This is a genomic window from Sphingomonas faeni (assembly GCF_040407505.1).
GTDB classification, from domain to species: Bacteria; Pseudomonadota; Alphaproteobacteria; order Sphingomonadales; family Sphingomonadaceae; genus Sphingomonas; species Sphingomonas faeni_E.
Window position 1 is genome coordinate 208,325 of record NZ_JAPZPQ010000003.1, and the last position, 25,478, is coordinate 233,802.

At 61.8% G+C, this 25,478-nt stretch carries 22 protein-coding genes and 1 tRNA gene; 10 read left to right on the forward strand and 13 right to left on the reverse strand.

Annotation, left to right across the window (positions count from 1 at the left end; translation table 11 throughout):
* Window positions 1-6 precede the first annotated feature (6 nt).
* Together O6X71_RS11770 and O6X71_RS11775 are read left to right on the forward strand one after the other, a co-directional pair.
* Window positions 7-603 carry a C1 family peptidase gene (locus O6X71_RS11770; RefSeq protein WP_353466242.1) on the forward strand — a complete coding sequence of 199 codons (597 nt, stop codon included), beginning with the start codon at window positions 7-9 and terminating at the stop codon, window positions 601-603.
* Window positions 600-1,412, forward strand: a complete 813-nt coding sequence (locus tag O6X71_RS11775; RefSeq protein WP_353466041.1) for a hypothetical protein — start codon at window positions 600-602, stop codon at window positions 1,410-1,412. The genes O6X71_RS11770 and O6X71_RS11775 overlap by 4 nt, the downstream gene beginning before the upstream one ends.
* Here the strand turns inward: O6X71_RS11775 and O6X71_RS11780 are convergent.
* Window positions 1,401-2,084: a uracil-DNA glycosylase gene (locus O6X71_RS11780; RefSeq protein WP_353466042.1), complete on the reverse strand. Its 684-nt coding sequence runs from the start codon at window positions 2,082-2,084 to the stop codon at window positions 1,401-1,403. The two genes, O6X71_RS11775 and O6X71_RS11780, sit on opposite strands and share 12 nt — an antisense overlap.
* Window positions 2,081-3,217: a hypothetical protein gene (locus tag O6X71_RS11785; protein WP_353466043.1), complete on the reverse strand. Its 1,137-nt coding sequence runs from the start codon at window positions 3,215-3,217 to the stop codon at window positions 2,081-2,083. Before O6X71_RS11785 ends, O6X71_RS11780 begins: the two co-directional genes overlap by 4 nt.
* 316 nt (window positions 3,218-3,533) lie before the next feature.
* Between O6X71_RS11785 and O6X71_RS11790 the strand changes: the two genes are divergently transcribed.
* Window positions 3,534-4,115, forward strand: coding sequence for a recombinase family protein (locus tag O6X71_RS11790; protein WP_353466044.1), 582 nt, complete (start codon window positions 3,534-3,536; stop codon window positions 4,113-4,115).
* A gap of 328 nt (window positions 4,116-4,443) precedes the next feature.
* Here the strand turns inward: O6X71_RS11790 and O6X71_RS11795 are convergent, their stop codons facing one another.
* On the reverse strand, window positions 4,444-4,680 hold the full coding sequence (locus tag O6X71_RS11795; RefSeq protein WP_353466045.1) for a helix-turn-helix transcriptional regulator: 237 nt from the start codon (window positions 4,678-4,680) through the stop codon (window positions 4,444-4,446).
* 872 nt (window positions 4,681-5,552) lie between these two features.
* On the opposite strand from O6X71_RS11795, the gene O6X71_RS11800 reads away from it, so the two are divergent.
* Window positions 5,553-7,229 (forward strand): primase-helicase family protein, encoded by a 1,677-nt coding sequence (locus O6X71_RS11800; RefSeq protein ID WP_353466046.1) that lies wholly within the window; start codon window positions 5,553-5,555, stop codon window positions 7,227-7,229.
* A gap of 258 nt (window positions 7,230-7,487) precedes the next feature.
* On the opposite strand, the gene O6X71_RS11805 is transcribed toward O6X71_RS11800, so the two are convergent.
* Window positions 7,488-7,563: transfer RNA gene (locus O6X71_RS11805), tRNA-Thr, on the reverse strand.
* A 134-nt stretch (window positions 7,564-7,697) separates the two neighbouring features.
* Here O6X71_RS11805 and O6X71_RS11810 point away from each other — a divergent pair.
* Both O6X71_RS11810 and O6X71_RS11815 read left to right on the forward strand, forming a co-directional pair.
* On the forward strand, window positions 7,698-8,879 hold the full coding sequence (locus tag O6X71_RS11810) for a hypothetical protein (protein ID WP_353466047.1): 1,182 nt from the start codon (window positions 7,698-7,700) through the stop codon (window positions 8,877-8,879).
* Window positions 8,880-8,955: 76 nt separating this feature from the next.
* Entirely contained in the window at window positions 8,956-13,572 is a 4,617-nt protein-coding gene (locus tag O6X71_RS11815; RefSeq protein WP_353466048.1) for an NAD-glutamate dehydrogenase, read from the forward strand.
* A gap of 160 nt (window positions 13,573-13,732) precedes the next feature.
* Here O6X71_RS11815 and O6X71_RS11820 read toward each other — a convergent pair whose 3' ends face one another.
* The 9 genes from O6X71_RS11820 to O6X71_RS11860 form a co-directional block, all read right to left on the reverse strand.
* Window positions 13,733-14,848, reverse strand: coding sequence for a PepSY-associated TM helix domain-containing protein (locus O6X71_RS11820; protein WP_353466049.1), 1,116 nt, complete (start codon window positions 14,846-14,848; stop codon window positions 13,733-13,735).
* A gap of 151 nt (window positions 14,849-14,999) precedes the next feature.
* A complete protein-coding gene (locus O6X71_RS11825; RefSeq protein WP_353466050.1) occupies window positions 15,000-15,683 on the reverse strand; it encodes a Fe2+-dependent dioxygenase in 684 nt (227 codons plus the stop codon).
* 58 nt (window positions 15,684-15,741) lie between these two features.
* Entirely contained in the window at window positions 15,742-18,228 is a 2,487-nt protein-coding gene (locus tag O6X71_RS11830; protein WP_353466051.1) for a TonB-dependent receptor, read from the reverse strand.
* 71 nt (window positions 18,229-18,299) lie between these two features.
* Entirely contained in the window at window positions 18,300-18,557 is a 258-nt protein-coding gene (locus tag O6X71_RS11835; protein WP_353466052.1) for a ribbon-helix-helix domain-containing protein, read from the reverse strand.
* A 7-nt stretch (window positions 18,558-18,564) separates the two neighbouring features.
* Window positions 18,565-20,388, reverse strand: a complete 1,824-nt coding sequence (gene cobT, locus O6X71_RS11840) for a cobaltochelatase subunit CobT (RefSeq protein WP_353466053.1) — start codon at window positions 20,386-20,388, stop codon at window positions 18,565-18,567.
* Window positions 20,388-20,636 carry a hypothetical protein gene (locus O6X71_RS11845; protein WP_353466054.1) on the reverse strand — a complete coding sequence of 83 codons (249 nt, stop codon included), beginning with the start codon at window positions 20,634-20,636 and terminating at the stop codon, window positions 20,388-20,390. The genes cobT and O6X71_RS11845 overlap by 1 nt, the downstream gene beginning before the upstream one ends.
* Complete coding sequence (locus tag O6X71_RS11850) at window positions 20,633-21,115, reverse strand: DUF2778 domain-containing protein (RefSeq protein ID WP_353466055.1); 483 nt, start codon at window positions 21,113-21,115, stop codon at window positions 20,633-20,635. The genes O6X71_RS11845 and O6X71_RS11850 overlap by 4 nt, the downstream gene beginning before the upstream one ends.
* Before the next feature lie 2 nt (window positions 21,116-21,117).
* Entirely contained in the window at window positions 21,118-22,122 is a 1,005-nt protein-coding gene (gene cobS, locus O6X71_RS11855; protein ID WP_056052421.1) for a cobaltochelatase subunit CobS, read from the reverse strand.
* 178 nt (window positions 22,123-22,300) lie between these two features.
* Window positions 22,301-22,825, reverse strand: coding sequence for a J domain-containing protein (locus O6X71_RS11860; protein ID WP_353466056.1), 525 nt, complete (start codon window positions 22,823-22,825; stop codon window positions 22,301-22,303).
* 122 nt (window positions 22,826-22,947) lie between these two features.
* On the opposite strand from O6X71_RS11860, the gene O6X71_RS11865 reads away from it, so the two are divergent.
* The 4 genes from O6X71_RS11865 to O6X71_RS11880 all read left to right on the forward strand — a co-directional run bounded on the left by O6X71_RS11865 (window position 22,948) and on the right by O6X71_RS11880 (window position 25,447).
* The gene (locus tag O6X71_RS11865) at window positions 22,948-23,235 is read left to right on the forward strand and encodes a BolA family protein (protein ID WP_093398431.1); all 288 of its coding nucleotides are present in this window, start codon (window positions 22,948-22,950) and stop codon (window positions 23,233-23,235) included.
* Entirely contained in the window at window positions 23,235-23,942 is a 708-nt protein-coding gene (locus tag O6X71_RS11870; protein WP_353466057.1) for a glutathione S-transferase, read from the forward strand. Before O6X71_RS11865 ends, O6X71_RS11870 begins: the two co-directional genes overlap by 1 nt.
* A 217-nt stretch (window positions 23,943-24,159) precedes the next feature.
* Window positions 24,160-24,543 carry an NUDIX hydrolase gene (locus tag O6X71_RS11875; RefSeq protein ID WP_435368476.1) on the forward strand — a complete coding sequence of 128 codons (384 nt, stop codon included), beginning with the start codon at window positions 24,160-24,162 and terminating at the stop codon, window positions 24,541-24,543.
* Window positions 24,544-24,547: 4 nt separating this feature from the next.
* Window positions 24,548-25,447 carry a pirin family protein gene (locus O6X71_RS11880; protein ID WP_353466059.1) on the forward strand — a complete coding sequence of 300 codons (900 nt, stop codon included), beginning with the start codon at window positions 24,548-24,550 and terminating at the stop codon, window positions 25,445-25,447.
* Window positions 25,448-25,478: the final 31 nt, after the last annotated feature.

Genomic DNA, 25,478 nt, shown 5'->3' on the forward strand with positions numbered 1-25,478 from the left:
TTTGATCTGTCGTTCAAGCTCAGTTCCGCGAGAGATCAGGGCCAACGAGGGACATGCCTGTCTTTCGCTTGTAGCGACGCACATCGCGGAACGATTTCACTCGACGAGCCACTATCACCAGATAGCTTGCACCTGCAGGCTGTAGCGCTTGCTGGTTGCAATGTCGCTGACGCTATCTCACCAATGATGGCTCAAGCAGTTCTGGCATCGCCGGGACAAACAACCGAGTCGGCATGGCCGTACAATTCTATTACATGTTTAGCTCAGGACCCGGCCTACTACCGTATCATTACTGATTTTTCCGCTTTTAGTGTAGATATGATCGTTGCCGCACTAAAGAATGGGAATCCGGTTGTCCTAGTTCTAGGTATTGGCGAGGAGTTCTACGAACAATACGGCCTTCTGACGGAGGATAAAATTAAACCTGAGGAAGCTCTTCATGCAATCGTAATATCTGGCACTAAACTAGAGAACTCTATCCGGTGGTTTCACGTAAGGAATTCTTGGGGAGAAGGATGGGGAACCGCTGGTTATAAATGGGCAACGTCTGCATACCTTGAGAAGCGATCCAGCTTAACACTGTTCTTTGGAGGGGCAACGTGAAGAGTCTAATTGCGCTACCGGATACGGATTCTACAGTATCAGCATGGCTCCAAGCTGTCAGCGAGTTACGAAAAAATTCGGGCCATTGCTACAACCTCGTTTACGTTGTTAGCAAACCGAACAGATTCATGCCAAATGATATTGAAGTCATTCGAGAGTTTGATCAGTATGCATTGCAGTCTGGGCTTCACTCCGTTGAAACCGTCGCGAATACGATATTCCCACTAGACACTTATCGTAGCCAACCGTCTGATGAGTTTTATGATTACTACCTCGCGGATGTGTTCCCACGCGTTAAAAAACAGTGGGGAACGTATTTCGAACGTATGATTTCCCGCAAAAACGCGGATGGCTCACTTATGGAGATTGCCGGTAAGCAATTTAACCCACTAGAGGCGATAATCCTAAAAGCGAAGAAAAGGGTTAAAACTAGTAGAGGATCTAAGACCCACTTCGAGTTGAGTTTAGATGATCCGGCATTGGATTTTCCTACATTTCAGCCAGAATTAGATACTCGGTACCAAGTAGGCGGCCCATGCTTAAGCCACTTATCGTTCAAGATAGATAGCGACGGGGCGTTGCGGCTTACGGCGTTTTACCGATCGCACTGGTATATCGCACGGGCTCTTGGAAACCTCGTAGGATTGGCCCGCCTGCAAAGCTTCGTCGCTGCTAGCGCAGGCATTTCCTCAGGGCCATTGACGATAATAGCATCCGAAGCGACGTTGGATGTATCCGGTCACTTAGGGGGGGCAGGTGCAACGACCGCAATGATTGGTCGTTGCAACGGCATTGCGTTACGCAAATAAACTTTTCTGAACGACCGGACGAATTACAGGCGGGAGGTCATGTATTATTTCCATCTTTGCAATGAAATCCCGCTGACCGCCGTAACTTGGATGACGTGCTGTTTCGTGCTTTAATCCAAGTTCAGTTAGAGCTTTCGATGCGTCGTTACCGATCGCTATTAGCACAGCCGCAGGAAACTGTTCCGTCAGCTCCGAAATTGTCCAAGCCGTTTGTTGACGCTCTTTTGCCGTGTGAGTGCGATTAGTTAAGGGGTTATCGCTCTCGTGAGGATGCAGCGGAAACGCATTCCATAAGACCGGCAAGTGCGACAATCGGGAAATGAAGTCCCAGATAACTGAAGCTGTTCGCTCCGACTGGACCGGCCCATGGGTGGCCTTAACAAGCGCGTTCTGACCGATGCGTGCATAGCCGGAGAGCATTGTAGCCTCATCGGTCAGAGCCAACCCAGTTCGACGTCCTCCACGGTATCCAAGGTCTCGACCAAACCAGATGCTTTGCACCACTGAGCCCGCGTGGTGAGTCAAAATACGACTTAGGTTGTTGAGCCGAATTAACGCTGCATCAGGACGATCGTGAATTTGACAACACGATGAGTACGGATTGAACACGAGAGGCAAATCGACGGCGGCAATATTCTGACAAAATTGATTTACCCAGAGAGGGGGTGTCATGCTCTATCCTCGAACGTAATATCGCGATTCTTCAAGTCCATAGTAATAAGCCCCTTGCGCTCACGCTTCAGGAAGCGGAACGCGGCGAAGCCTCTCAAGATAGCCTTCTCCCAAGCCCAAAATGGCTGGTCTTCGACTTCATAACCGCGCACAAACTCCTTGATCATCGCAAGTAGTTTATAATCCACACCCGTATGGTGTTCGAAGAGATGGTGCTTAGCCTGGTTAAAGACGAATGTCGAAACCCCTTCCTCAATTAAGATGGCCCGTGCACCATCTTGATTTTCGTCGAATTCAGGAAAGCTTTTCCGTTTTACCTTTAAGAGTGAACGCAAAACTGGTGACCAGCCTAAAACTGAGGCGTATGCAAGGTGAAAGACATCGTGAAACCTATAGTCATCGGCATCAGTAATATTATCAGTTAGAGGGTCTCCGATTTTTATCGTGAAAACCTTCTGAACCACCATTGTTCGGCTGCCTACCGCCGTTTCGCTAAACTCGAAGGGCAGAACCCTTGGAATTCGCTCGTCTTTCGGGATCGTCTTCCCATTAGCCAATGGCCGATCGTCGTACAACGGTAGCGGTACTTGGCTGACTGGAAAACGTGATAAGCTCTTTGTAATATTGGCTGTTATCGCACCTTCTAGGCCAATGCCTGATGCTACGAACGCCACGAGAGCGGCCTTCAAACCCATCGCGGCAATCGCAAATAACTCCGAGACGTCGGTCTCGGCGCTAGCGTGAGCAGCCAACGTCCCCGCAAACTCTCCGGCATGAAGCCAGGGATCACGCCCCCCCACCGGGAAGGAGATCGAACGCACCGCCTCCTCTATGTATTGAATGCGCGTGTCCGCAACAATCTCGATGCCTAACGCCGCCGTCAATAATTCTGAGTATGGGCGACCAAGGGACTTTGCCAAAGCACCAAAGTACCAAAGTAGATCACCCCCCTCCTCAACGAGTGTCTGATGAAGTGAGGTATAGCTTGCTCCCTCCCGCGCCTTCTTCTTGAACTCGCTCATCAGCGAACCAAGTTCCCCGAAAACACCATAAACGGCAATACGGAGAGCGTCGGATACTGGACGTCGATCGGTCCTGGCAATTTGCATTTCAAAATCGCCTACGGTCGTCATTCGCTTCTCGCCTCGCCGTCCCTGATTACGATCAGTTACAACGATCAACCTCGTTCGCCAAACGTTTCGAACCTTCGTGAGACCTCAGGGTGTGGTCAGCAACAATCCCGTTATCGATACTGAGTCAGGGTATGCGCAACAGACGCGCATGAAATAGGTATCGGGCTCGCTTGCGCAACTTGGTAAAACGCCAACATCGGCTGCATCTAAAACGTTCATTTACGATACAGCCCGGTCACCTGTATCTTAATGTAGCTTGACACGGCTTTCGATACACGTGCATTATCAATGCAGGATTTCGATACAGGATCAGCTCATGTCTAGAACATTCGCGTATTGCCGGGTCAGCACTAGTGACCAGAATACCGATAATCAGGCCCGCGAGATCGAAGCAGCTGGCTTTCACGTCGATCCCAAGAGGGTAACGGCCGAAATTGTCTCAGGGTCGGTGGCAGCGGCAAAACGGGTCGGGTTCGCTCGGTTAATTGATCGCTTGGAGAGTGGCGATATTCTTATTGTGACCAAGCTTGACCGGCTAGGTCGCAATGCAATGGACGTCCGAGCGACGGTCGAAAGGCTGGATGTCTTGGGGGTTCGCGTCCACTGCCTGGCCTTGGGCGGCGTGGATCTGACGAGCCCAGCAGGGAAAATGACGATGGGCGTCCTGACAGCCGTCGCCGAATTCGAGCGCGATTTGTTGATAGAACGTACCCAAGCGGGCCTCTCGCGAGTGAAGGCCGAGGGGAAGGTGTTAGGACGCCCCTCAGCACTGTCGGCGGCTCAACTGGCGTTAGTTCAGGCACAACGCGCTGCGGGTAAATCGCTAGGGTTGCTCGCCAAAGAGTACGGCGTGAGTCGGGCCGCGATCCAGCGGGCAGAAAAACGCCGGCAAGCATGATGGACGCCGGAAAAAAAGGGGGGGGGGGGACCCAAAGGGGTATATACCTTTTGACAGGGTGGCATTCCCTAAGTGCGCCTTTAGAGAATTAGAGTTTTAACGCTATCTGCTCGGTATTAAAGTTATAAGCTGGACCCACCGGTGGGATATTAACTCCACGCAGCACGCCATCACTGCAAACATCGCGGTACTATCAATGTACGCGTAGTATGCCGATGACGCGTGCGTAGAGTTCTATTTACCCGATCCAGTGACCTCGATCAGAGTTGAATAAGCAACAGCCAGTGGCCCGTTACGCTCATCACTCGCCGCAAGATAAACTTGATAATCAATGTACGCGCTCGGATACGCATTCCGATACCCATGCATTTATTTCATTCTCACTCCACCGAGAAGCAGAGCCTCCGGGTTTGCACGGAGCGGGAAAATTACCTTCCTTGATTAGCTCGTAAATCCGAGTCTTCCCAAGACCTACAGTGGCTTTCACCTCAATAAGGCGCATGAGCCGATCGCGCGAGTGATGATTGACTGTATTATGAGGCAGATCGATATGACAAGATCGCATTGTAGTTCATTTCATATTGAGAGTGATGGAAAAGCCCGGCTAATTCGCCCCAAGCCTACAGATCCACGAAAGCCTCGGTCCTCGTCGATTGTCCCCCGTTGGGCACGAGGATATACTGATTGTGCAAGACTGCTTAGCCAGTCTTCAAACGATCGGGTATAAACGGACCCGAACGAACCACGGCGTTTCAATAGTCGTGCTAATCGAACTTAGCGCTGTGGTTGACTTACCTATCAGGCTACTAACGCAGCTGGTAGGCACGACGTTATGGCTTACCACTGCTCTTCTAGAATTCTTTTCTGGGTTGAAAAGAAAGAAGTAAAACAGGCAAAACCGGGCGACGACACTGATAGCGCCACGCTAATTCGCAAAACGTGAACATGCTGAAACGCCCATACGAAGCGGTCGCCGGCCCCGCATACGCAGCAGTGCCAGCACGAATATCCGCCAGCGGCACCTATCGAAGCCGAAACGCCGTTACGTGCAATGTGTAGTAAGGCAGAACGCTCGCAGGCATGGTCGATGCGCCCCCCCTCCTTCTTCCACAGGAATTCTTCCGCCTGACCGACAGGCTATCCCGACTATTTTGTTCGGCTGAATTTTCAGTTCACGATTCGACAATGCCAGCGGCCTAGAGGGTCGATCCAGCGGCGAAGGACATCGCCTGCTTCTCCCAAATCACGGTCCGTACGCTGTCGGCCGTGCCTCCCTCCCTTCTATATTTTATGGAGCGCTTTATGGCGTCAGTATTCTCTCGCCTGTTTTCTAGGACGAAAGGAAATATCCGGCTTTTCGATCCAGCCACTGGCTTTGAACTAGTTACACGAGATTTCGAGTCAGTGACCTGGGCCGTAATCGAAAACGACAATCTGATGATCGACGCCACGACCGACGAAGGTGAGAGTGTCGCGATTTTCGTTCCCGGCAATGGGCTCGCGATGTTTCCTCCGCCATCAGTCGTCTTTGATGAGGGGGGGCTTTACCTTAATGACGGGTCGCCATTCACGGGTCCAGCTCCTGGCGAGGTATTGATCCCCTCCGACATACTGGGTGAGCTTGACGATGTTCCCTACTATGATCTGACGACACTCGCCGTGAAGCACGTTCCGGCTCTACAAAGGCCAAACAACAATTGCGTTGAGGTCGATCCCGCATTGTTGTCTGGATATTCGCCTGCCCAGCAGGCACATCTCCTTGAACTCAATGAACGCTGCGCAGTTGGCCTTCGCGGCAACAACCTATGCTTCATCTGGCAACCGAATAAGAACAAGCCCCCGAATTTCTTGAGTCAAAGAGATGCCCAGACGCGGGAAGCGACTAGGATCGTCTACGTCAAGGGAGAAGGTGGGGGTACACAGAAAAAAGTCATGTTTAACGAGTGGCGTGAGTGGCCTGGTCGTCGTGAATACGATGAAATTCGGTTCGCGCCGGGCGTTCAAGATCCAAAGATCTATAATCTATTTTATGGGTGGGACGTCGAGCCAAAGTCGGGAAGTTGGCAGCTCCTTCAGGATCATATTCGTCGCATGATTTGCAATGATAATCCCGAGCAGTTTGTATGGTTCATGACGTGGCTTGCCCATATCTTTCAGCATCCAGGATCGAAGCCCTCCGTAGCGGTCGTAATCCGCGGAAAGAAGGGAACCGGTAAGTCGATTGTGTTTGACTTTATTCAGAAGCTGATGAGCAACTATTTCTATAAGATCGCAGATAGTAAACGAGTCCTCAGCAACTTCAACGCTCCTTACGAAAACTGCATCCTACTGCTGATGGAAGAAGCCTTTTGGGCTGGCGATCCGGGCAAGGAAGCTATCCTCAAGGATTTGATCAGCAGCCCTACTCTTTCGATCGAGCGCAAGGGTTTGGACTCATATATGGCGAACAACTATATGCGAGTCGGAATGATCTCGAATGATCGCTGGGTGGTTCCCGCCTCTGACGATGAGCGTCGGTATGCGATCTTCGATTGCTCCGACGAGCATCGCGGCGATACAGTCTATTTTAAGGCCATGATCGAACAAATGAACAATGGTGGACTCGAAGCTATGCTTTACGACCTACTTACCTACGAGCCAGAGAATGGTTGGGACAGTATTAATACCGCTCCCATTACGTCGGGGCTCAAGGAACAGGTAGTAGAGTCGTTGCGAGGGATCGAGAGGTTTTGGTATTCTCTCGTGAAGGACGGAATGTATGAATGCGATGGTCTACTGGAAGGAGGCATTTACCTTGATGAAGAACATGGCCGTTCAATTTCGATGAAGGAGCTGCGCAAAGCTGTACGGGATTATCTTGCGGATCATTATCACGGTAAAAAGCTTGCAACGTATGACCTCATTGAACTCACTGTACGTGAGTGGTGCAATGCCATGGTCGTGACAAAGGCCGGCTTCCAGAACGATGCGCGTTGGGTTGAATTTCCGTCTGCGAGCGAGTGTCGCGCCCATATCCGCCGCCATAAGGGACTGGAGATTGCTCCGCCGACGAGGTCGGAAACAGATCAGGTGCCCAAGCGTACGGGACATCTTAAAGCAGTCGCTTCTAATTAATTAGGCTACGATACATGGTTACTAAGGGCTCCCGTCAGGGGGCCCTTTTTGCATTGACGGACCAACGCCGCACTGAGGAACCCACACATTTCTCGTCGAAATGGGAACGCCAACGTAGCGTTACATGGGTCAGAATTTCCGGCCCGTCGTCCGTCAAGGTGCGCGTCAAGCCGTTATGATATGTGGGAACGCCTGAGGGGTTCCCAGAGAAAAAACCCAGGTTTTCTCAACGCTCTCATAGACTTAGACTACAAGATGTGGTGCCGCTTACAGGACTCGAACCTGTGACCCCCGCATTACGAATGCGATGCTCTACCAGCTGAGCTAAAGCGGCCCGATGACGGATGTATCCGGTCGAGGGGGCGGCAACTACCAGCGGTTTTGCGGGCTGACAAGCGGTTTGCGAGTTTACTCTGTGTTTACCAAGCGCGGTGCACAAGCGGGGCGACGATACGGGGATCTTTGGGCATGACGACGGCGCGCAGCGTAGAGGATGGACGCGCAGTGGGCGCGGATAGCGTGGCGCTAGCGCGGGATGCGTCACGGGCGACCGCGGACGCCGGCGCGCGCGATTCGGCCGATGCGGGCGTCAACGACGTGATGTTCGATCTGGGCGGCGACGAGCGGCGGATGCACGTGCGCGCCTATAATCACTGGGTATCGCTGCTGAAGGACCGCCCCTACCCGTCGATCGCAGATCTCAAGCCCGAGACGATCACCGATTTCGGCCCGCACAGCGTGTTGCTCGATTTCAGTCAGGGCATGGGCGACCCGAAGATTGCGTATCTCGGCCGCGCGCTGCGCGAGGAATGCGGGCTCGAGGGGCCGATCGCGACGATCGCGGACGTCCCGAGCCGGTCGCTGCTGTCGCGGCTGACCGATCATTACCTGCAGATCATCGCCAATCGCGCGCCGATCGGCTTCGAGGCGGAATTCGTCAGCAGCCGGGGACGGACGACTCTGTACCGCGGCATCCTGATGCCGTTTGCGTCGGGCCCGTTCGCGTCGGACCCGTCTGCGTCGAGAGGCGTGACGATCGATTTCATCTACGGCGTGATCAATTGGAAGGAGCTCGCGGACGCCGATCTTCAGGCGGCGCTGTCCGCGGAGCTCAGTGCTGCCGTTCACGCGACGCCGTATGGCTCGGGCGCGACCGCGCAGGTGTGGGCGGATGGGCCGAGCGGTGGCTTCGATATCATGCCTACCGAACCGGAGCCCGCGGCCTTGCCGGCGCTGGTGCTGGATGACCCTTTGCCCGCCGACTATGTGCTAGTCGGGCCGCTAGGCGAGCAACTGGCGATCGCGCGCGAGAGCGCGGCGCAGGTCCGTGCGGCCGAAGCGCGCAGTCGGGCGGCGCTGCACCGGACGCTGGGTCGGGCGCATGATCTTGCGGTGTCGGCCGAGCAGGACGACGATGATTTCAGCGCGATACTTTCTGCTGCCTGCATGTCGGGTGAAACGGACGCGATGACGCAAATCGTCGCGCTGGTCTTTGGCGCGAATTTTGAGGCGACCCGGTTGGCGACGTTCGCAGCGGTGCTGCGGCACGCCCAGCGGCACCAGGTGCCGGCAGGCGGTTTCGCGAGCTTTCTCGGCGGTTTCGACGGTGATCTCGCCGCGGCCGCAGCGGCTGAGCGCTCTGAATTCTAGGTGCGCCGCAGCATATTCCTTCGCACCTGCCACAAGGGTTGAGATAGGCGATTAGCGGGCGCATAGGCCCTGACCTATGGCGAACCAATCGTTGAACACGCTCACCGAGACCCTTGCGGGCCGGTTGACCGAACGGGCCCTTCCGGGCGAACTGAGGGACTTCGGGGCGAGCGAGGTCGCGCAGGCCGCGGCGTTCGTCGCCGCGACCGCCGCGCACCGCGACGACGGTGCACCGGCGATCGCGATCGAGCCGATCAGCGGCGACGACACGCGGAGGCGGATGCGGCTTGCGATCATCAACGACGACATGCCGTTCCTGGTCGATTCGATTGCGGCGGCGATCGGCGCGCAGGACATCGCGGTCGATCGGATCATCCACCCCGTGGTCCGCACGACGCGCGCGCCCGATGGCACGCTGCACGCGATCGACGCCGACGGCCAGGGTGCAGGTCGGCCCGAATCGATGATCTATCTGGAAATGGAACGCGCCGATGCGCGTGACCGTCGGGGGTTGATCGAGGATCTGACCGCAGTGCTGGCCGACGTCCGTGCCGCTGTGGGTGACTGGCGCGCGATGCAAGCCACGCTCGACGACGATATTGCGATGCTACCCGAGGGTGAAGGTGCCGCGCTGTTGCAGTGGTTCCTGGGCGGCCATCTGACACTGCTCGGGCACCAGATCTGGCACCGCGACGGCAGCGGTCATGCCGCGCTGGGTATCGCGCGCAACGAGCACCGTGTGCCGATCCTTGCCGAGGCCTCGCGCGCACTCGCGATCAAGTGGTTCGAGGCGGGCAACGATGCGCCGTTGCTGCTGAAGTCGAATCTTATCTCGACCGTACACCGTGCCGTGCCGCTCGACCTCGTCGTCGTGCCGGTGATGGAGGGCGCGACGGTCGCCGGGCTGTCGATCTATAGCGGGCTGTGGACCAGCGCAGCGCTGGCGGCGATGCCGCGCGACGTGCCGGTGTTGCGTACGCGCCTTGCCGCGATGAAGGCGAAGTTCGGATTCGATCCGCGCGGGCATGCCGGCAAGGCGCTGACGCATGCCTTTACCGCGCTTCCGCACGATCTGGTGATCGCGTTCGCACCCGATGCGCTGGAGGATCTGGCGCTGACTGCGATGAGCATTGCGGATCGGCCGCGGCCGGCGCTGGTGCTGGTCGAGTCCGCGCTCGGGCGTCACCTGTTCGGGTTCGTCTGGCTGCCGCGCGACGACGTCACCACCAGCCGCCGCGTCGCGATCGGCGACATGCTGGCGGAAGCGGCGAATGCGAGCGTGCTCAACTGGTCGATCGCGCTCGAGGACGGCGAGGTCGCGATGATCCGCTACACGCTCGATCTGCGCGGCGATGGCCGGATGCCCGACGTCGCGCCGCTCGCGCTCCGGTTGCAACGGATGGTGCGCGGCTGGGTGTCGGACGTCGAGGCCGCACTGGTCGAGACGTTGCCGCCACCGCGTGCGGCGCGTCTCGCGCTCAAATGGGCGGCGGCGTTCCCACAGAACTATCGCAACCTCAGCACGGCGGCCGAAGCTGCCGAGGACATCCAGCGCATCGCCGCATTGAACGACGCGGATGCACGCGGCGTGCGCCTCGTTCCGGGCGAAGCGGGCACCGATCCGCAGCTGAAGATCTACAAGCTGGGTGGTGCCCTCCCCCTGTCCGACGCAGTTCCGGTGCTGGAGAATTTCGGCTTCCGCGTGATCGGCGAATTGCCGACGCAGTTGCGCGACGACAGCGTGCCGTTCGTGCATGACTTCGTGCTGGAGGCGAACGACGCGGCGCAGCAGAGCGACGCGCCCGTGCTGGAAGGCGCGATCGCGGCAGTGCTGGAGGGCGCGGCCGAGAACGATGCGTTCAACCGCCTGATCGTCGAACTCGGGATGCGTCCCGAAGCGATCGTGCTGTTCCGTGCGTGGTTCCGGTATCTGCGCCAGGCGGGGCTTCCGTATGGGCTGACCACCGTGGTCGACGCGTTGCGGCGTGCGCCGAAAGTTGCGGCCGCTCTGATCGCGCGGTTCACCGCGGTCCATCATCCGGAGCACCCGGGCAACGCGATCGAGGCGGACCAGGCAATCGAAGCCGGGCTCGACGCGGTCACGGCGATCGACGACGACCGTATTCTGCGCGCGTATCGCAATCTGATCGCGGCGACGCTACGCACCAACGCGTTCACGCCGGCCGCGTCGGAAGCGCTCGCGTTCAAGCTCGACAGCCATCTGATTCCGGGCCTCCCCGCCCCCGTGCCGTGGCGCGAGGTGTGGGTCTACTCGCCGCGCGTCGAGGGCATCCACCTCCGCGCCGGCCCGGTCGCGCGCGGTGGCCTGCGCTGGTCCGATCGTCGCGACGATTTCCGCACCGAGATTCTCGGGCTGATGAAGGCGCAGCGCGTCAAGAACGCGGTGATCGTGCCGACCGGCGCGAAGGGCGGCTTTTATCCAAAGCAGCTCCCTGCCCCGTCGAACCGCGACGCATGGCTGGCCGAGGGGACGGAGAGCTACCGCATCTTCATCCGGACCTTGCTGTCGATCACCGACAACATCGTCGAGGGCAAGGTCGTGCATCCCGAGGGCGTGACGATCCTCGATGGCGAGGACCCGTATTTCGTCGTCGCCGCGGACAAGGGCACCGCGACGTTCAGCGACGTGGCGAACGCGCTCGCGCTCGAACGCGGCTATTGGCTGGGCGACGCGTTCGCCTCCGGTGGCTCGGTCGGGTACGACCACAAGGCGATGGGCATCACCGCCAAGGGTGCATGGCTCAGCGTCCAGCGGCACTTCGCCGAACGCGGGCTCGACGTGCAGAGCGAGAGCATCACCGTGGTCGGCTGCGGCGACATGTCGGGCGACGTGTTCGGCAACGGCATGCTGCTGTCGAAGACGCTGAAGGTCATCGCGGCGTTCGATCACCGTCACATCTTCCTCGATCCCGATCCCGATCCCGCGACCAGCTGGGACGAGCGCAACCGGATGTTTGCGCTGCCGCGGTCGAGCTGGGCGGATTACGACGCCAGCCTGATCTCGAAGGGCGGCGGCGTGTTCGCGCGCACCGCCAAGGTCGTGAAGCTGTCGCCTGAGGTGCAGGCTGCGCTCGGCATAACCGCGAGCGAGATGGAGCCGGGCGCGCTCATTTCGGCGATCCTCAAGGCGCCGGCCGACCTGCTCTGGTTCGGCGGCATCGGCACCTATGTGAAGGCGGCGTCCGAGGCGAACGTCGCGGTCGGCGATCCGGCCAACGACCGCCTGCGCGTCAACGCCGAGGATCTGCGCGTCATCGCCATCGGCGAGGGTGCGAATTTGGGCGTCACGCAGGCGGCGCGCATCGCGTTTTCGGCGCGGGGCGGGCGGATCAACACCGACTTCATCGACAATTCGGCGGGCGTCGACTGCTCGGACAACGAGGTCAACATCAAGATCGCGCTCAACCGCGAGATGATCGAGGGCCGGCTCGACTATGAGGACCGCAACACGCTGCTCGCGAGCATGACCGACGACGTCGCGCACCTGGTGCTGGAGGACAACCGGCTCCAGACACTGGCGCTGTCGATCGCCGAGGCGGATGGTGCGGTCGCGATGCCGAGCTATGTGCGCGTGATCGAGATCTTCGAGGGCGCCGGGCGGCTCGATCGTGCGGTCGAGGGGCTCGCGTCGAACGATATCCTGCTCCGTCGCGGACAGGATGGTCTGGGGCTCACGCGGCCTGAGCTCGCCGTCCTGCTGGCGACCGCCAAGCTCGGATTGCAGGATGCGATCGAGCATAGCGACATTGCGAAGGACGACGCGCTCAAGCCCGACCTGCATGCCGCCTTCCCGGCGGCGATGCGCGAGCGGTTCGAGACGGCGATCGACGAGCATCGGCTGCGGCCGGAGATCGTCGCGACCAAGCTTGCCAACCGGATCGTCAACCGATTGGGCATCCTCTACCCGTTCGAACTGGCGGAAGAGGAAGGCGCGGCGATGGGCGATATCGCGGCGATGTTCGTCGTCGCCGAGCGCCTGTTCGACCTGCCGGCCCTGTGGGCAGAGATCGAGACGGCCGTAATGCCGGAGGCGGCGCGGATCGCGCTGTTCGACGAGGTAGCGGTCGCAACGCGCTCGCAGATCGCCGACCTGTTGCGCGTGTCGGCGCCGGGCGCCGTGCCGGGCGAAGTCCTCGCGCGGCTGGCGAAGGGGATCACGCAGCTCGACAGCCAGACCGCGGCGTTACTGCTCGAAGAGGCGAGCGCGCAGAGCAGCCGTATCGCGGCACAGCTCGAAGCGGTCGGTGCGCCAGGCGATCTGGTGCGCAAGGTAGTCCGCCTGTTCGAGATGGACGGTGCGGTCGGGCTGGCGGATCTCGGCGAGCGGATGGCGCTCGACGAGGCGGTGGTGACGCGGGCGTTCACGCATCTCGGGCAGGCGCTGGGGCTCGACTGGGCGCAGGCGAATGCGGCGCGGATCAGTCCGACCGATCCCTGGGAGCGGCTGCTCGTCGCCGGGCTGGCACGCGACTTCCAGCAATTGCGGCTGGAGTTCCTGGCGCGGTGCGGGGCGCAGGATCCGCAGGGTGCTGTCGAAAAATGGCTGCTGACGAACGCTGCCCGGGTGGCGCAGTTCAAGGCGGTGATCGACCGCGCGCGCCATGCGGCGGTGCCGAATGCGGCGATGCTGGCGCAGATCGCCGGGCAGGCGCGGGTATTGCTGGGGCGGTGACTGCTGTCCCTCTCCCCTGCGGGGAGAGGGCGGGGGCCGCTTGCTCTTGCGCGTGGGAGGGTAAGGGTAATGGGGCTCGGGACGCGAGTCCCCACCACCCCTCACCCTCCCGTCGCCGAGAGGATCCTCCTTCCCTCTCCCCGGAGGGGCGAGGGACAGGTTACGCCCGCCGCGCTGCCAGCTCCGCCTTCCACTTCCGCGCGCGCCACCACATGATCACCCCGGTCACCGCCAGTACCGCGGGCAATATCCCGCCCAGAAAAATCACGATCTGCCACAGCGCACCCATATCGGTGCCGTCGTGGATCCGCCGCATCCACCGCCCCACGCCGCCCTGAGGCCGCGCCGGTGCCGCGGTCGCGCCGCCGGTGTCGTCCGCGACCTTCACCCCGATCGGCGTGCTGCCGCCCTGGCCCCTGCCCTGAAACGTTACCGTCCAGTCCGCGCTGAGGTCGGTCGGCCAGGTGACGCTCCGCAACGGTGCATTGTCGACGATGCCGCGGGCCTTGCCGATCGTCACCGCGAGTGGCTGCGCGGGCGACACCAGCGGTTTTGCGCGCATCATCGCGCCGCGATCGGGACCGCCTCTCGGCCGCGACGTCTCGCCGGTGAGCTTCCCAAAGACCTGCGGGAACGAGATCCACGCACCGGTCAGCGACAGCACGAACAGCGGCAACGCGATCCAGAACCCGAACAGGTGATGCAGGTTGGTCTCGACGTCACGGTGCCGCCGGAACCGGAACCCACGCGTCCACTTCCCAACCGTCGGCCACCACAACCACAGCCCGGTAAAGCACGACACCATCATCGCCACGCCGATCCAGCCGACGATCGAGCGCCCGACGCCGGGCAGTTGCAGGCTTCCGTGCAGGACGTGGAGGAACCGCACGAGCCCGCCGTTCGACGGCGACACCTCCAGCACGCGCGCCGTCGGTGGATCGAGATACACCATGGTCCGCTGGGGAGGCCCTGGCCGGGTCGGCGCACTGGCTGAACTGGCCGCAACGACCACCGGACCGCCGTCGTCGGGCATCGTCAGCGTCGCGATCCGCTCGCCGTGCTTCAACGCAGCGCGCGCCGCCGCGACATAGCTGTCGAGCCCGACCACGGTCCTCCCCGAAACCGCATAGCGCGCCGGATCGACGATCCGGTCGAGCGCGTCATGCCAAACCAGCGCCGCGCCGCTGAGCGACAGCGGGATGATCAGGATCGCCAGCACCAGCCCGATCCACTTGTGGACCTGGAACCACGCGCGCCGCATCGCCAGCTTGCTCATTATCTACTCCCTGTGTGGGGAGCGTGGCATGGCGAGTGCGCGCAAGTCCATCCACACACACCCGTCATCCTGACGAGGTCAGGACCCAGGGTCACGCAGGGTGCGCTGCTTTGTTCTGGGTTCTGACTTTCGTCAGGATGACGGAGCGGCATTACGCGTCGGCCCAGCGGCGCAGGAGATTGTGGTACACGCCCGTCAGCCGCACCGTGGCCGGATCGCCCTGCCCTTGCGCCGCCGCAACCGCCTGCACGCCCTGGTCGAGATCGAACAGGATCCGCCGCGCGCCGTCGTCACGCACCATCGACTGGAGCCAGAAGAACGACGCGGTACGCACCCCGCGCGTGACCGGCGTCACCCGGTGCAGGCTCGACGCCGGATAGAGGACCATATGCCCTGCCGGCAGCTTGACCGATTGCGGCCCGAACTGGTCCTCGATCACCAATTCGCCGCCGTCATAGGTCTCGGGATCGTCGAGGAAGAGCGTTGCGGACAGGTCGCTGCGGATGCGAAAATCGGTGCCGCGCTTCATCCGGATCGCGTTGTCGACGTGCAGCCCGAAATCCTGTCCGCCGGCGTAGCGGTTGAACAACGGCGGAAACACCTTCAGCGGGAGCGCCGCCGCCACGAACAAGGCCGATCGCCCAAGCGCGTCGAGCACGATCCCGCCCGCCTCGCGCGCGGCGGCCGAGTCCTCGGGCAGTTGCTCGTTGCGCTTGGCGAGCGCGCTCTGTGGCCCCGACGTGGCATTGCCGTCGATCCACTCGGCGTGGTCAATCAGCGCGCGGACACGGGCGACGCCGGCAGCATCGAGGACGTCGGGGATCGCGATCAACATGGCGTCACTCTAGAATGCGGCGGCGATACCGGCAAACTGCCCGCGTCGCCGCCGAGCCTCACAGGCTGTAGAACAGCGTCAGCCGCACCGAGCGCGCCTCGCCAGGCGTTGCCCAGCCATTGTTGCGGATGCCGGTGTAGTATTTCTCGTTGGTGAAGTTCTGCACGTTGAGCTGCGCGGTCAGGCCGTTGCCGACGGTGTACGACAGGAACGCGCGGTGCGTCAGGTAATCCGCCGAGTGGAAGACGGGAGTCACCACGGTCGTCGGCGCGAGCGGGGTGGCCAGCGCGCTGTTGTTGAGCGCGAACGCCCCCTGATAGGTCAGGCCGTAGCCGAGCTGGAGGCCGAACGGCAGCGTGTAGGTGGTGAACAGGCTGCCCGAATGCTTCGGCGTATTGGTGAGCTCCTGCCCCGCCTGCGTATCGAGGATCGCAGCCGAGTTACCACACGGATTGGTCGTCGTCGTGGTCGTGCCGACGGTCGTACGGACCGGACCCGGATTGGCGAGACAGAAGTTCGAGACGCTCTGGATGACCTTCGCCTTCAGGTACGTGTAGTTGGCGAAGATCGAGAAGGCGTGCGAGATGCTGCCGCTTGCGCCGAGCGCGATGCCGTCGACGCGCGAACGGCCGTCATTGACGCCCAGCGTCGTGACGATCGGGTCGTTCGTGGCGACGCGGTAGTTGGTACGCTCGTTACGGAACACGGCCGCGGTAAGTTGCAGCTTGCGCGAGAACAGGTCGGCTTTCGCACCGAGTTCGTAGTTCACCGCTTTTTCCGGCTTCACGTCACATGGGTCGAGCTGGCCAGCGGGCGCATTGATCAGCGTCCCGCAACCGAGCCGGACGGTCGCAGATGTCGGCGTGGTGGCGTTGCCGTACGACGCATACAGGCTGACGGTCTCGATCGGCTTGAAGTTGATGCCGCCGCGGTACGAGAACAGCGTCTCGTCGCTCGTCTGGTTCAGGCCACGGGTATAGGTGCCGAGCGTCGCGTCGGGCACGACCGAGAAGGTATCGGCGCGGAAGCGGCCCTTGGCATGTTCGTAGCGCAGGCCGAAATTGACCTCGATTTGCGGGATCACCTTGATCGTGTCGAAGGCGTAGACCGCCGCATTGCTCGTCGTGCCCTGCGACCGGCCGGCCTGGATGAAGTTGAACGGGCCGGTGTAGTCGGTGTTCGGGTTGGCGAGGTTGATCGGTGGCTGGGCGACCGTCGCACCGGTCGCGGTACGCAGCGTGTTGCCCGTGACGATCGTGTAATCCTCTTGCGAGACCGACGCGCCGAGGACCAGCGTATGCTCGAGCCCCGCGGTATCGAAGACCGAACGGAGATCGGTCTGGTTATAGAGGATCTGGTTTTCCTGGTTCCGCACGAAACCGCGCGGCCCGCTGGGATAATAGGTACCGGGTATGTTCTGACCCGGAGCGGTTGCCGTCGGGGCAATACAAACCGCCGGCGTCGTCGCGACGTTGGTCAGCGGCTGCGGCTGGAACCCGGTCGACAGGCAGAACACACCCTGCGGCGCGCTGGTCAGCGAGTCCTGCTGGACGCGCTGCCACCGGCTCAGGTTGCGGATCGAGACTTTGTCGGAGAAGCTGTGGCTGACCGTGGCGGTCGCCTGATCGACGGTGATGTCCTGCTTGTCGAGATTCCGGATGCCGTAATAGGCCGAGTTGTCGGCACCCGGCAGCGGTCCGTTGTTCACCGCATTGCGGAAGTACGGCACGCCATAGACGGGGACGTTCTCGTCCTCCTGATGCAGATATTGCAGCGTCAGGCTGGTCGGGCCCTCGACGCCGACGATCAGCGACGGCGCGACGGCCCAACGCTTGTTGTTCTCGACGTCGCGGCCAGGAATGTCGTTCTTGTGCGCGACCGCATTCAGACGGACCGCGACGAGGTCACTGACGCGGACGTTCGAGTCGAGTGTCGTGCGGTAATAATCGTCGGTGCCGACGCCGCCGGACACGACCGTCAGCGTCTCCGCCTGCGGACGCTTGGTGATGAGGTTGATCGTGCCGCCAACCGATCCGCCACCGCCGAACACGCTGTTCGCGCCGTTATAGACCTCGACCTGTTGCAGGTTGAACGTCTCGCTGCGGCTATACTGCGCGCTGTCGCGGACGCCGTCGATCGTGATGTCGTTGTTGGCGGAATAGCCACGCAGGTTGATGCTGTCGCCGTATCCGCCGCCGCCTTCGCCCGCACCGAAGGTGATGCCCGGGATCGTCTGCAACACGTCGCGCAAGGTGAGCAGGTTCTGCTTGCGGATCGTCTGGTCGCCGATGATGGTGACCGTCTGCGTCGTGTCGAGCAGGCTGCGCGTCGCCTTCGGGCTCTCCAGCGTGGTCGCGGGAACGGTCTTGCCGTTGACGACGATTTCGTCGCGGTTGAGCTGCTTTTCCTGGTCGTCGGCCGCGTGGACCTTTGCCGATTCAGCTGGGCGGTCGGCAGCGTAGGCTGGTGCGCTGGCAATGAACCCTACGCACGAAAGCGCAAGAAATGCAGGCGCGACGGACGAACGCGACGAAGGACCAGACATGCGAAACCCCTTATTGTTGCGGGTTCGCTATTGAGAGTCGTTCTCACTGTCAACGCTATTGCGACTAATTCTCATGCTGGGTTTGAAAACAGCCACGATCTCAATGCGCTAGCGAGGTTCGGGGGAGCGTTCGCTTGTATGCGGATAGCGTCAATTTCGGCGACAAGCGCCGACAAGGGCAAGGTGAGGCGCATCGCGGCGGCTTCCAGCGCCTGCCAGAAAACGGGTTCTAGGCTGATCGAGGTCTGGTGGCCGGCGATCGTGATCGAGCGCTTGACGGGTCCGTGGAAGCCTCCCGCGGGCGCTGCAATGAGGCCACCCGCGGTCATGCGCAGATCACTCGGTATCGAACAGCGAGGCCAGCTGTTCGATGATCGTCCCGCCGAGTTGCTCGACGTCCATGATCGTCACGGCGCGCGCGTAATAGCGGGTGACGTCGTGGCCGATGCCGATCGCGACCAGCTCGACCGGGGACTTGCTCTCGATCCAGCCGATCACCTGGCGCAGATGACGTTCCAGATACGAGCCGGAGTTCACCGACAGCGTCGAATCGTCAACCGGGGCGCCGTCGCTGATCACCATCAGGATACGGCGCTCCTCGGGCCGCGCGACCAGACGCGCATGCGCCCACATCAGCGCTTCGCCGTCGATATTCTCCTTCAGCAAGCCTTCGCGCATCATCAGGCCCAGCGAATTGCGCGCGCGCCGCCACGGCTCGTCGGCGCGCTTGTAGACGATGTGGCGGATGTCGTTGAGCCGCCCCGGCTGCGGCGGACGCCCAGCGGCCAGCCACGTCTCGCGGCTCTGCCCGCCCTTCCAGGCGCGTGTCGTGAAGCCGAGGATCTCGGTCTTCACGCCGCAGCGCTCCAGCGTACGTGCGAGGATATCCGCGCTGATCGCCGCGATCGAGATCGGGCGCCCGCGCATCGAGCCGGAATTGTCGATCAGCAGCGTCACGACGGTGTCGCGGAAATCGGTCTCGCGCTCGGCCTTGTAACTGAGCGACAGCGTCGGGTTGACGATCACGCGTGCGAGCCGCGCCGCGTCGAGGATGCCCTCCTCCTGATCGAAATCCCACGACCGCGACTGCTGCGCCATCAACCGTCGCTGGAGCCGGTTGGCAAGCTTCGACACGGTCGATTGCAGGTGCACGAGTTGCTGGTCGAGATAGCCTCGCAGCCGCGCCAGTTCGTCGGCGTCGCACAGCTCGGTGGCGGCGATCACCTCGTCGAACTTCGTCGTCCACGGCTTGTAGTCGAACGCGCCGCCCATGTCCGCGAAAGGACGGTTCGGGCGGACCGGCTGCATGCCTTCCTCGCCGTCGTCACCGGGCTCGCCGTCGATGTCGTCCATCGACTCGTCGCTCTGCTCCTGGCCGTCGCTTTCCTCGTTCTGCTGCTCCGACTGTTCGCCGCGCGCCTCGACTTCGCCCTGACCGTCCTCGCCCTGATCGTCGCCTTCGTCGCCCTCGTCCTGCTGCTGCTCGTCAGTGCCCTCGTCCTCGGAGCCGCCTTCGTCGCTCTCCTCGGGGACCTGATCGCCTTCGACCAGTTCGAGCTCCTGCAACATCTTCCGCGCAAGGCCCTGGAACGCCTTTTGGTCGTCGAGCGCATAGGCGAGCGCGTCGAGATCGGTCTTGCTCTCTATCCATTCGCGCACCAGCGCGAGGCCCGGCGCGGCAATCGCAGGCGATTCCTGCCCCGTCAGCCGCTCGCGGACCATGAGGCCGAGCGCGGTGGACAGCGGCACTTCGTCGCGATTGCGCGCACGCGTGATCGGATCGGCGCGCAGACGGACGTCGAGTGCGCGGTCGAGGTTCTCGGTGATGCCCGCATAGCCACGCGATCCAAGTGCTTCGACTCGTGCAGTCTCGACGGAATCGAACACCGCACGCGCCACCGCCTCGACCGGCGCCGCACGGTTATGCAGCGCGATGTCGTGATGCTTCAACCTTAGCGCGAAGCCGTCCGCGAACCCGCGCGCCTCCGCGACCTGCTCAAGTGGCAGGGCGCGCGCGGGCATCGGCACCTTGATGTGCTTGCCGCTCTGCGTCGGTGCGTCCGCGGTGAACGCGAGTTCGACCTCCGGCTCCTCCGAGATCGCACGCGCGGTGCCGGCAAGAACCGCCTTGAAGCGATCGAGAGGGGTTTCGTTGGCCATCAGCGTGTTCCACGTAGTGCGTATCGACGTGCTATCGCCACCGCGACGACGGCGATGACCAGTGCGAAGAGGAAGCTCAGCAGCATGAACAAGTTCTCAGTATCCTCGATCCCGATGCCACCCAACGCGCCGGACAGGTGGCTTACCGCCAATCCGACGTCCTCGGGCCAGTGGATACGCCCGAACATCATCCACAAGACGATAGTGATCGCCAGCACGGCGATTGCCGACAGGGTCGACCGCATCACGATACTTCGATCATGCCATAGGCGCGACCACCGCCCTTAGGGATCGCAAGCGGCTGAGCGTTCCGCAACGCCGCGGCCAGTCGGACGAAGTCGGCCAGCCGCTGCAAGGTCACGCAGCCTTCGCTGATGCCCATCGGGCCGACCGGGTGCAACCGGAACTCGCCGCGTCGGATATGGCCGACGAACGTCTCATCGTCCAAGCGGCCATCGTCACGCAACAATGCGAACCAGCTGGAATGATCGATGCCCGACCAGCTATCCTTGACGAAATCGCGCAACCAGCCCAATCGCCCGCCACTCTCGCGATCGACGATGTAATAGCGTCCTTCGGGCAGTGGCCCGATCTTCGCCACCCCCACGCCCTTCGGATCGTTCCGCCATCGACCCGAGCCGGAAAAGGCTGCGAAGCTTCCCACACCCGGCGCGACCAGGGTCGACATCGACCGCCCGTTCAGCGCGAAGGTACAGGCGATCGCCACGCTTAGGCCTTGCCCACCACGCTCTCAGGCAAGTCCTTGCCGAACACGCGCTGGTAATATTCGGCGACCAGCGGCCGCTCCGCCTCGTCGCACTTGTTGAGGAACGAGAGACGGAACGCGAAGCCGACGTCGCCGAAGATCAGCGCGTTCTGTGCCCAAGTGATCACCGTGCGCGGGCTCATCACGGTCGAGATGTCGCCGTTGACGAAACCCTTGCGGGTCATGTCGGCGACGCGGACCATGTTCTCGACGGTCTTCTTGCCCTCGGGCTTGTCGTATTCGCCGGACTTGGCGAGCACGATCTGCGCCTCGACCTTGGCGGGCAGGTAGTTGAGCGTGACGACGATGTTCCAGCGGTCCATCTGGCCCTGGTTGATCTGCTGCGTGCCGTGATACAGCCCGCTCGTGTCGCCGAGGCCGACCGTGTTGGCGGTCGCGAACAGGCGGAACCACGGGTTCGGGCGGATCACGCGGTTCTGGTCGAGCAGCGTCAGCTTGCCCTCGGTCTCCAGCACGCGCTGGATCACGAACATCACGTCCGGGCGGCCGGCGTCGTATTCGTCGAACACGAGCGCGGTCGGGGTCTGCAACGCCCAGGGCAGCAGGCCTTCGCGGAACTCGGTGATCTGCTGGCCGTCCTTGAGGACGATCGCATCGCGGCCGATCAGGTCGATGCGGCTGATATGCGCGTCGAGGTTGATGCGGATGCACGGCCATTTCAGGCGCGCCGCGACCTGCTCGATATGCGTCGACTTGCCGGTGCCATGATAGCCCTGGACCATCACGCGACGGTTATGCGCGAACCCCGCCAGCACGGCGAGCGTGGTGTCGGCGTCGAAGACGTATGCCGGATCGAGATCGGGCACGCGCTCGTCGGCTTCGGAAAACGCCGGCACTTCCATGTCGGAATCGATCCCGAACATCTCGCGCACCTTCACCATGCGGTCGGGTGCGTCGAGGATCGTGGTCTCGCGGCTATCTGGCTGGGTATTCGGGATATCGGTCATGTTGGCCTCGTGTTCCCGGTAGCTCTAGGCCAAGCACGGGCAGTTACTCAACCGCCGCTGTACGATTGGTCGGGCGATTGACCGGAAGAGTTAGACGAACCGCCGGAATAGCAGCGGGTTCCGGATCGGGCGGCGTGAAATATCGATCAGAGTAAGTATGGATCACGTTCCCGGCTTGTCAGGCAAATGCGGTCGCGCCTTTCAGGTGCTGGTACGCCGCGATCACCTTCTGCAATTCCGCTTCGTGCGCGCGGTCGCCGCCGTTGCGATCGGGATGATAGCGCCGGACGAGTTCACTGTAGCGTTTGCGGAGTGCCGTCCGGTCGGTGTCCGTGCCAAGCCCCAACACGCGCAACGAGCGCCGCTCGCCGTCAGAGAGCACGCGACCGTCCTTGCGCGCGGCTGCCATCCGCTCGCCGAACCGCGCACCGATCGCATCGATCGGATCGGCGAAGTCCGCCCATTTCGGCGGGGTGTCGCCGCCGCCATGCGCGAACGCCCGCGTCTCGCGTTCCCAGCCCGCCATCGGGCGTTGCGCATGGTGGATCTCGTCCGCGGTCATTCCGTCGAAGAAATTATAGCCGGAGTTGAACGCGCGGACGTGCTCGAGGCAGAACCAGCGGAACTGCGGCGGTCCGCCGTCGCTCGGCCCCTCCAGTGGTGGCGCACGGAATTCGCCGGGCTCCTCGCAGTCGCGCCACATGCAGACGCGCCCCGTCCCTTCGACGCGGCCGTGAAACCGTGGGCTGGGGCGTTCTTTCCGCTCTTTTCGATCGTCGTCCGCCACCGGCTCCCCGCGCTTCCAAAACGGGCTATATAGGGAGCATGACAGACCTCGCCACCGGCTCCGTACAGGACCAGATCACCGCCCGCCTTACCGCGACACTCGCCCCGACGCAGCTGACCGTCGTCAACGAGAGCGGCTTGCACGCCGGCCATATGGGCGACGACGGCACCGGCGAGACGCATTTCCGCGTCGAAGTGGAAACCCCGCAGTTCGAAGGCCTTAATCGCGTCGCCCGCCAGCGGCTCGTGAACCAGGCGCTCGCCGAACTGTTGAGCACGAAGATCCACGCACTCGCCATCAAGGCCCGCGCACCCGGGGAAATCTGATGGCGTACAAGCTCTGGTACTGGCCTTCGATCCAGGGGCGCGGCGAATTCGTCCGGCTCGCACTCGAAGGGGCGGAGATCGCGTATGAGGATTGCGCGCGCGGCGTAGGCGAGGAGGGCTTGCTGGCTGATCTGAACGACCGCACCGGACGGACGCCGTTCGCGCCGCCGTATCTGGAGCTCGACGGCCTCGTGATCGCGCAGGTCGCCAACATTCTGATGTATCTCGGCGAGCGTCACGGCCTTGCACCATCGAACATGGCCGACCGGCTGTGGCTCAACCAGCTCCAGCTGACGATCGCCGACCTCGTCGCCGAGGTCCACAACGTCCATCATCCGGTCGCGATGATGGACTATTACGACGACCAGAAGCCTGAGGCGGCACGTGCGGCGAAGCAGTTCCGCGAGGCGCGGATGCCGAAATATCTTGGTCATTTCGAGGATGCGGCGCAGGCCAATACGGGCGACTGGCTGATCGATCACAAATGGAGCTATGCCGATACGTCGCTGTTCCAGGTGATCGAGGGGCTGCGGTACATGTTCCCGAAGCGGATGAAGACGCTCGAACCCGACTATCCGAACCTGGTCCGCATCCACGATCAAGTCGCCGAGCTGCCCGGCATTAGGGCCTATCTGAAAAGCGACCGTCGCCTCGCCTTCAACACCGACGGCATCTTCCGCGCCTATCCGGAACTGGATGCCGAATGAGGCTTGGCAGTGTTCTAACACTCAGCACCTCGCCAACCAACACCTCCCCGGCGAAGGCCGGGGTCCAGTTGGGGGTCAGGGGTAACGACGGGCTGCCCTCCATCATATCGGCCTTTCCAACTGGGCCGCGGCCTTCGCCGGGGTGGTGCACCGGGCTATGAGGACCCCACGCCCAGCAGCGCGCATCCTCCTCGTCGACGGCCAGGATCGCGTATTGATGTTCCGCTTCACCCCCGCCGATCGCCCGCCGCTCTGGTGCACGCCGGGCGGCGCAGTCGATCCCGGCGAGACCTACGCCGCGGCCGCACGTCGCGAACTCTGGGAGGAAGTCGGCCTCGACATCGACTGCGGCCCCGAAGTCGCGCGCCGCGTCGTCGACTTCCGCACCTTCGAAGGTGTGGAGGTCACCGCTGACGAGCGCTACTTCCGGATCGACGTCGACAGCTGCGACGTGAAGGCGGGCAATCTCACCGAACAGGAGAAGCAACTGCTCGTCGGTCACCGCTGGTTTTCCCGAAACGACATCGCGGGCTTCCACGAAACGCTCTATCCAGCAGATCTGGTCGAACTCCTCGACGCCACGGAACCTGCCAAGGGATAACGCCATGCTCGATGATTTCGTCCTCCAGACCATCCTGCCGTCGACGCACGATCTCGGCGGGTTCAAGGTCCACCGCACGCTGCCGAACAAGGAGCGGACTATGGTCGGGCCGTTCCTGTTCTTCGACCAGATGGGCCCGGCGCATCTCGACGTGGGCCAAGGCATCGACGTGCGGCCGCATCCGCACATTAACCTGTCGACCGTCACCTATCTCTTCAACGGCGCGATCGATCATCGCGATTCGCTCGGCACGCAGGCGCGGATCGAGCCGGGCGCAGTCAACCTGATGACCGCGGGCCACGGCATCGTCCATTCCGAACGCTCGCCCGGCGACGAGCGCGCCGAGGGGCCGAACCTGTCGGGCATCCAGACCTGGCTGGCGATGCCCGAGGCGGTCGAGGAGATCGACCCGGCGTTCGAGCACGTCACCAAGGCGCAGCTGCCGACGATCGAGGCGCACGGCGCGCGCTCGCGGATTATCATGGGGAGCCTGTGGGGCCAGACCGCGCCGACCACGACCTATTCGGGGACGATCTACGCCGACATCGCGCTCGATCCGGGCGCGAGCGTGCCGATCGATGCCGCGGCGGAGGAGCGCGCGATCTACCTCGCGATGGGCGAGGCGACGCTGGAGGGCGTGAAGCTGGAGCCGCAGGTGCTGTACGTCCTCCGCCCCGGTATCTCCGCAACGCTGAGGTCCGCGCATGGCGGCCGCGCGATGCTGTGCGGCGGCGATGCGTTCACGACGCCGCGCCATGTCTGGTGGAACTTCGTCAGCTCGAACCGGGATCGTATAGAGCAGGCGAAGCGCGACTGGAATGCGGGCAACTTCCCGAAAGTGCCCGGCGACGAAAAGGAATGGATCGAAATCCCAGCGATTCCAAAGACGGTAAGCTATCCGTAACTCCTCCCCTCCCGCAAGCGGGAGGGGGTAG

Excerpts from the sequence above, each read along its gene's own strand:
- O6X71_RS11835 (WP_353466052.1), bottom strand. The coding sequence starts at position 18,557 with ATGACCGCGGGTGGCCTCATTGCAGCGCCCGCGGGAGGCTTCCACGGA.
- cobT (WP_353466053.1), bottom strand. The coding sequence starts at position 20,388 with ATGGCCAACGAAACCCCTCTCGATCGCTTCAAGGCGGTTCTTGCCGGC.
- O6X71_RS11810 (WP_353466047.1), top strand. The coding sequence starts at position 7,698 with ATGACGACGGCGCGCAGCGTAGAGGATGGACGCGCAGTGGGCGCGGAT.
- O6X71_RS11795 (WP_353466045.1), bottom strand. The coding sequence starts at position 4,680 with ATGCGATCTTGTCATATCGATCTGCCTCATAATACAGTCAATCATCAC.
- O6X71_RS11800 (WP_353466046.1), top strand. The coding sequence starts at position 5,553 with ATGATCGACGCCACGACCGACGAAGGTGAGAGTGTCGCGATTTTCGTT.
- O6X71_RS11815 (WP_353466048.1), top strand. The coding sequence starts at position 8,956 with ATGGCGAACCAATCGTTGAACACGCTCACCGAGACCCTTGCGGGCCGG.
- cobS (WP_056052421.1), bottom strand. The coding sequence starts at position 22,122 with ATGACCGATATCCCGAATACCCAGCCAGATAGCCGCGAGACCACGATC.
- O6X71_RS11875 (WP_435368476.1), top strand. The coding sequence starts at position 24,160 with ATGTTCCGCTTCACCCCCGCCGATCGCCCGCCGCTCTGGTGCACGCCG.
- O6X71_RS11780 (WP_353466042.1), bottom strand. The coding sequence starts at position 2,084 with ATGACACCCCCTCTCTGGGTAAATCAATTTTGTCAGAATATTGCCGCC.
- O6X71_RS11830 (WP_353466051.1), bottom strand. The coding sequence starts at position 18,228 with ATGTCTGGTCCTTCGTCGCGTTCGTCCGTCGCGCCTGCATTTCTTGCG.
- O6X71_RS11820 (WP_353466049.1), bottom strand. The coding sequence starts at position 14,848 with ATGAGCAAGCTGGCGATGCGGCGCGCGTGGTTCCAGGTCCACAAGTGG.
- O6X71_RS11865 (WP_093398431.1), top strand. The coding sequence starts at position 22,948 with ATGACAGACCTCGCCACCGGCTCCGTACAGGACCAGATCACCGCCCGC.
- O6X71_RS11785 (WP_353466043.1), bottom strand. The coding sequence starts at position 3,217 with ATGACGACCGTAGGCGATTTTGAAATGCAAATTGCCAGGACCGATCGA.
- O6X71_RS11880 (WP_353466059.1), top strand. The coding sequence starts at position 24,548 with ATGCTCGATGATTTCGTCCTCCAGACCATCCTGCCGTCGACGCACGAT.
- O6X71_RS11860 (WP_353466056.1), bottom strand. The coding sequence starts at position 22,825 with ATGTGGCGCGACTGCGAGGAGCCCGGCGAATTCCGTGCGCCACCACTG.
- O6X71_RS11825 (WP_353466050.1), bottom strand. The coding sequence starts at position 15,683 with ATGTTGATCGCGATCCCCGACGTCCTCGATGCTGCCGGCGTCGCCCGT.
- O6X71_RS11870 (WP_353466057.1), top strand. The coding sequence starts at position 23,235 with ATGGCGTACAAGCTCTGGTACTGGCCTTCGATCCAGGGGCGCGGCGAA.
- O6X71_RS11790 (WP_353466044.1), top strand. The coding sequence starts at position 3,534 with ATGTCTAGAACATTCGCGTATTGCCGGGTCAGCACTAGTGACCAGAAT.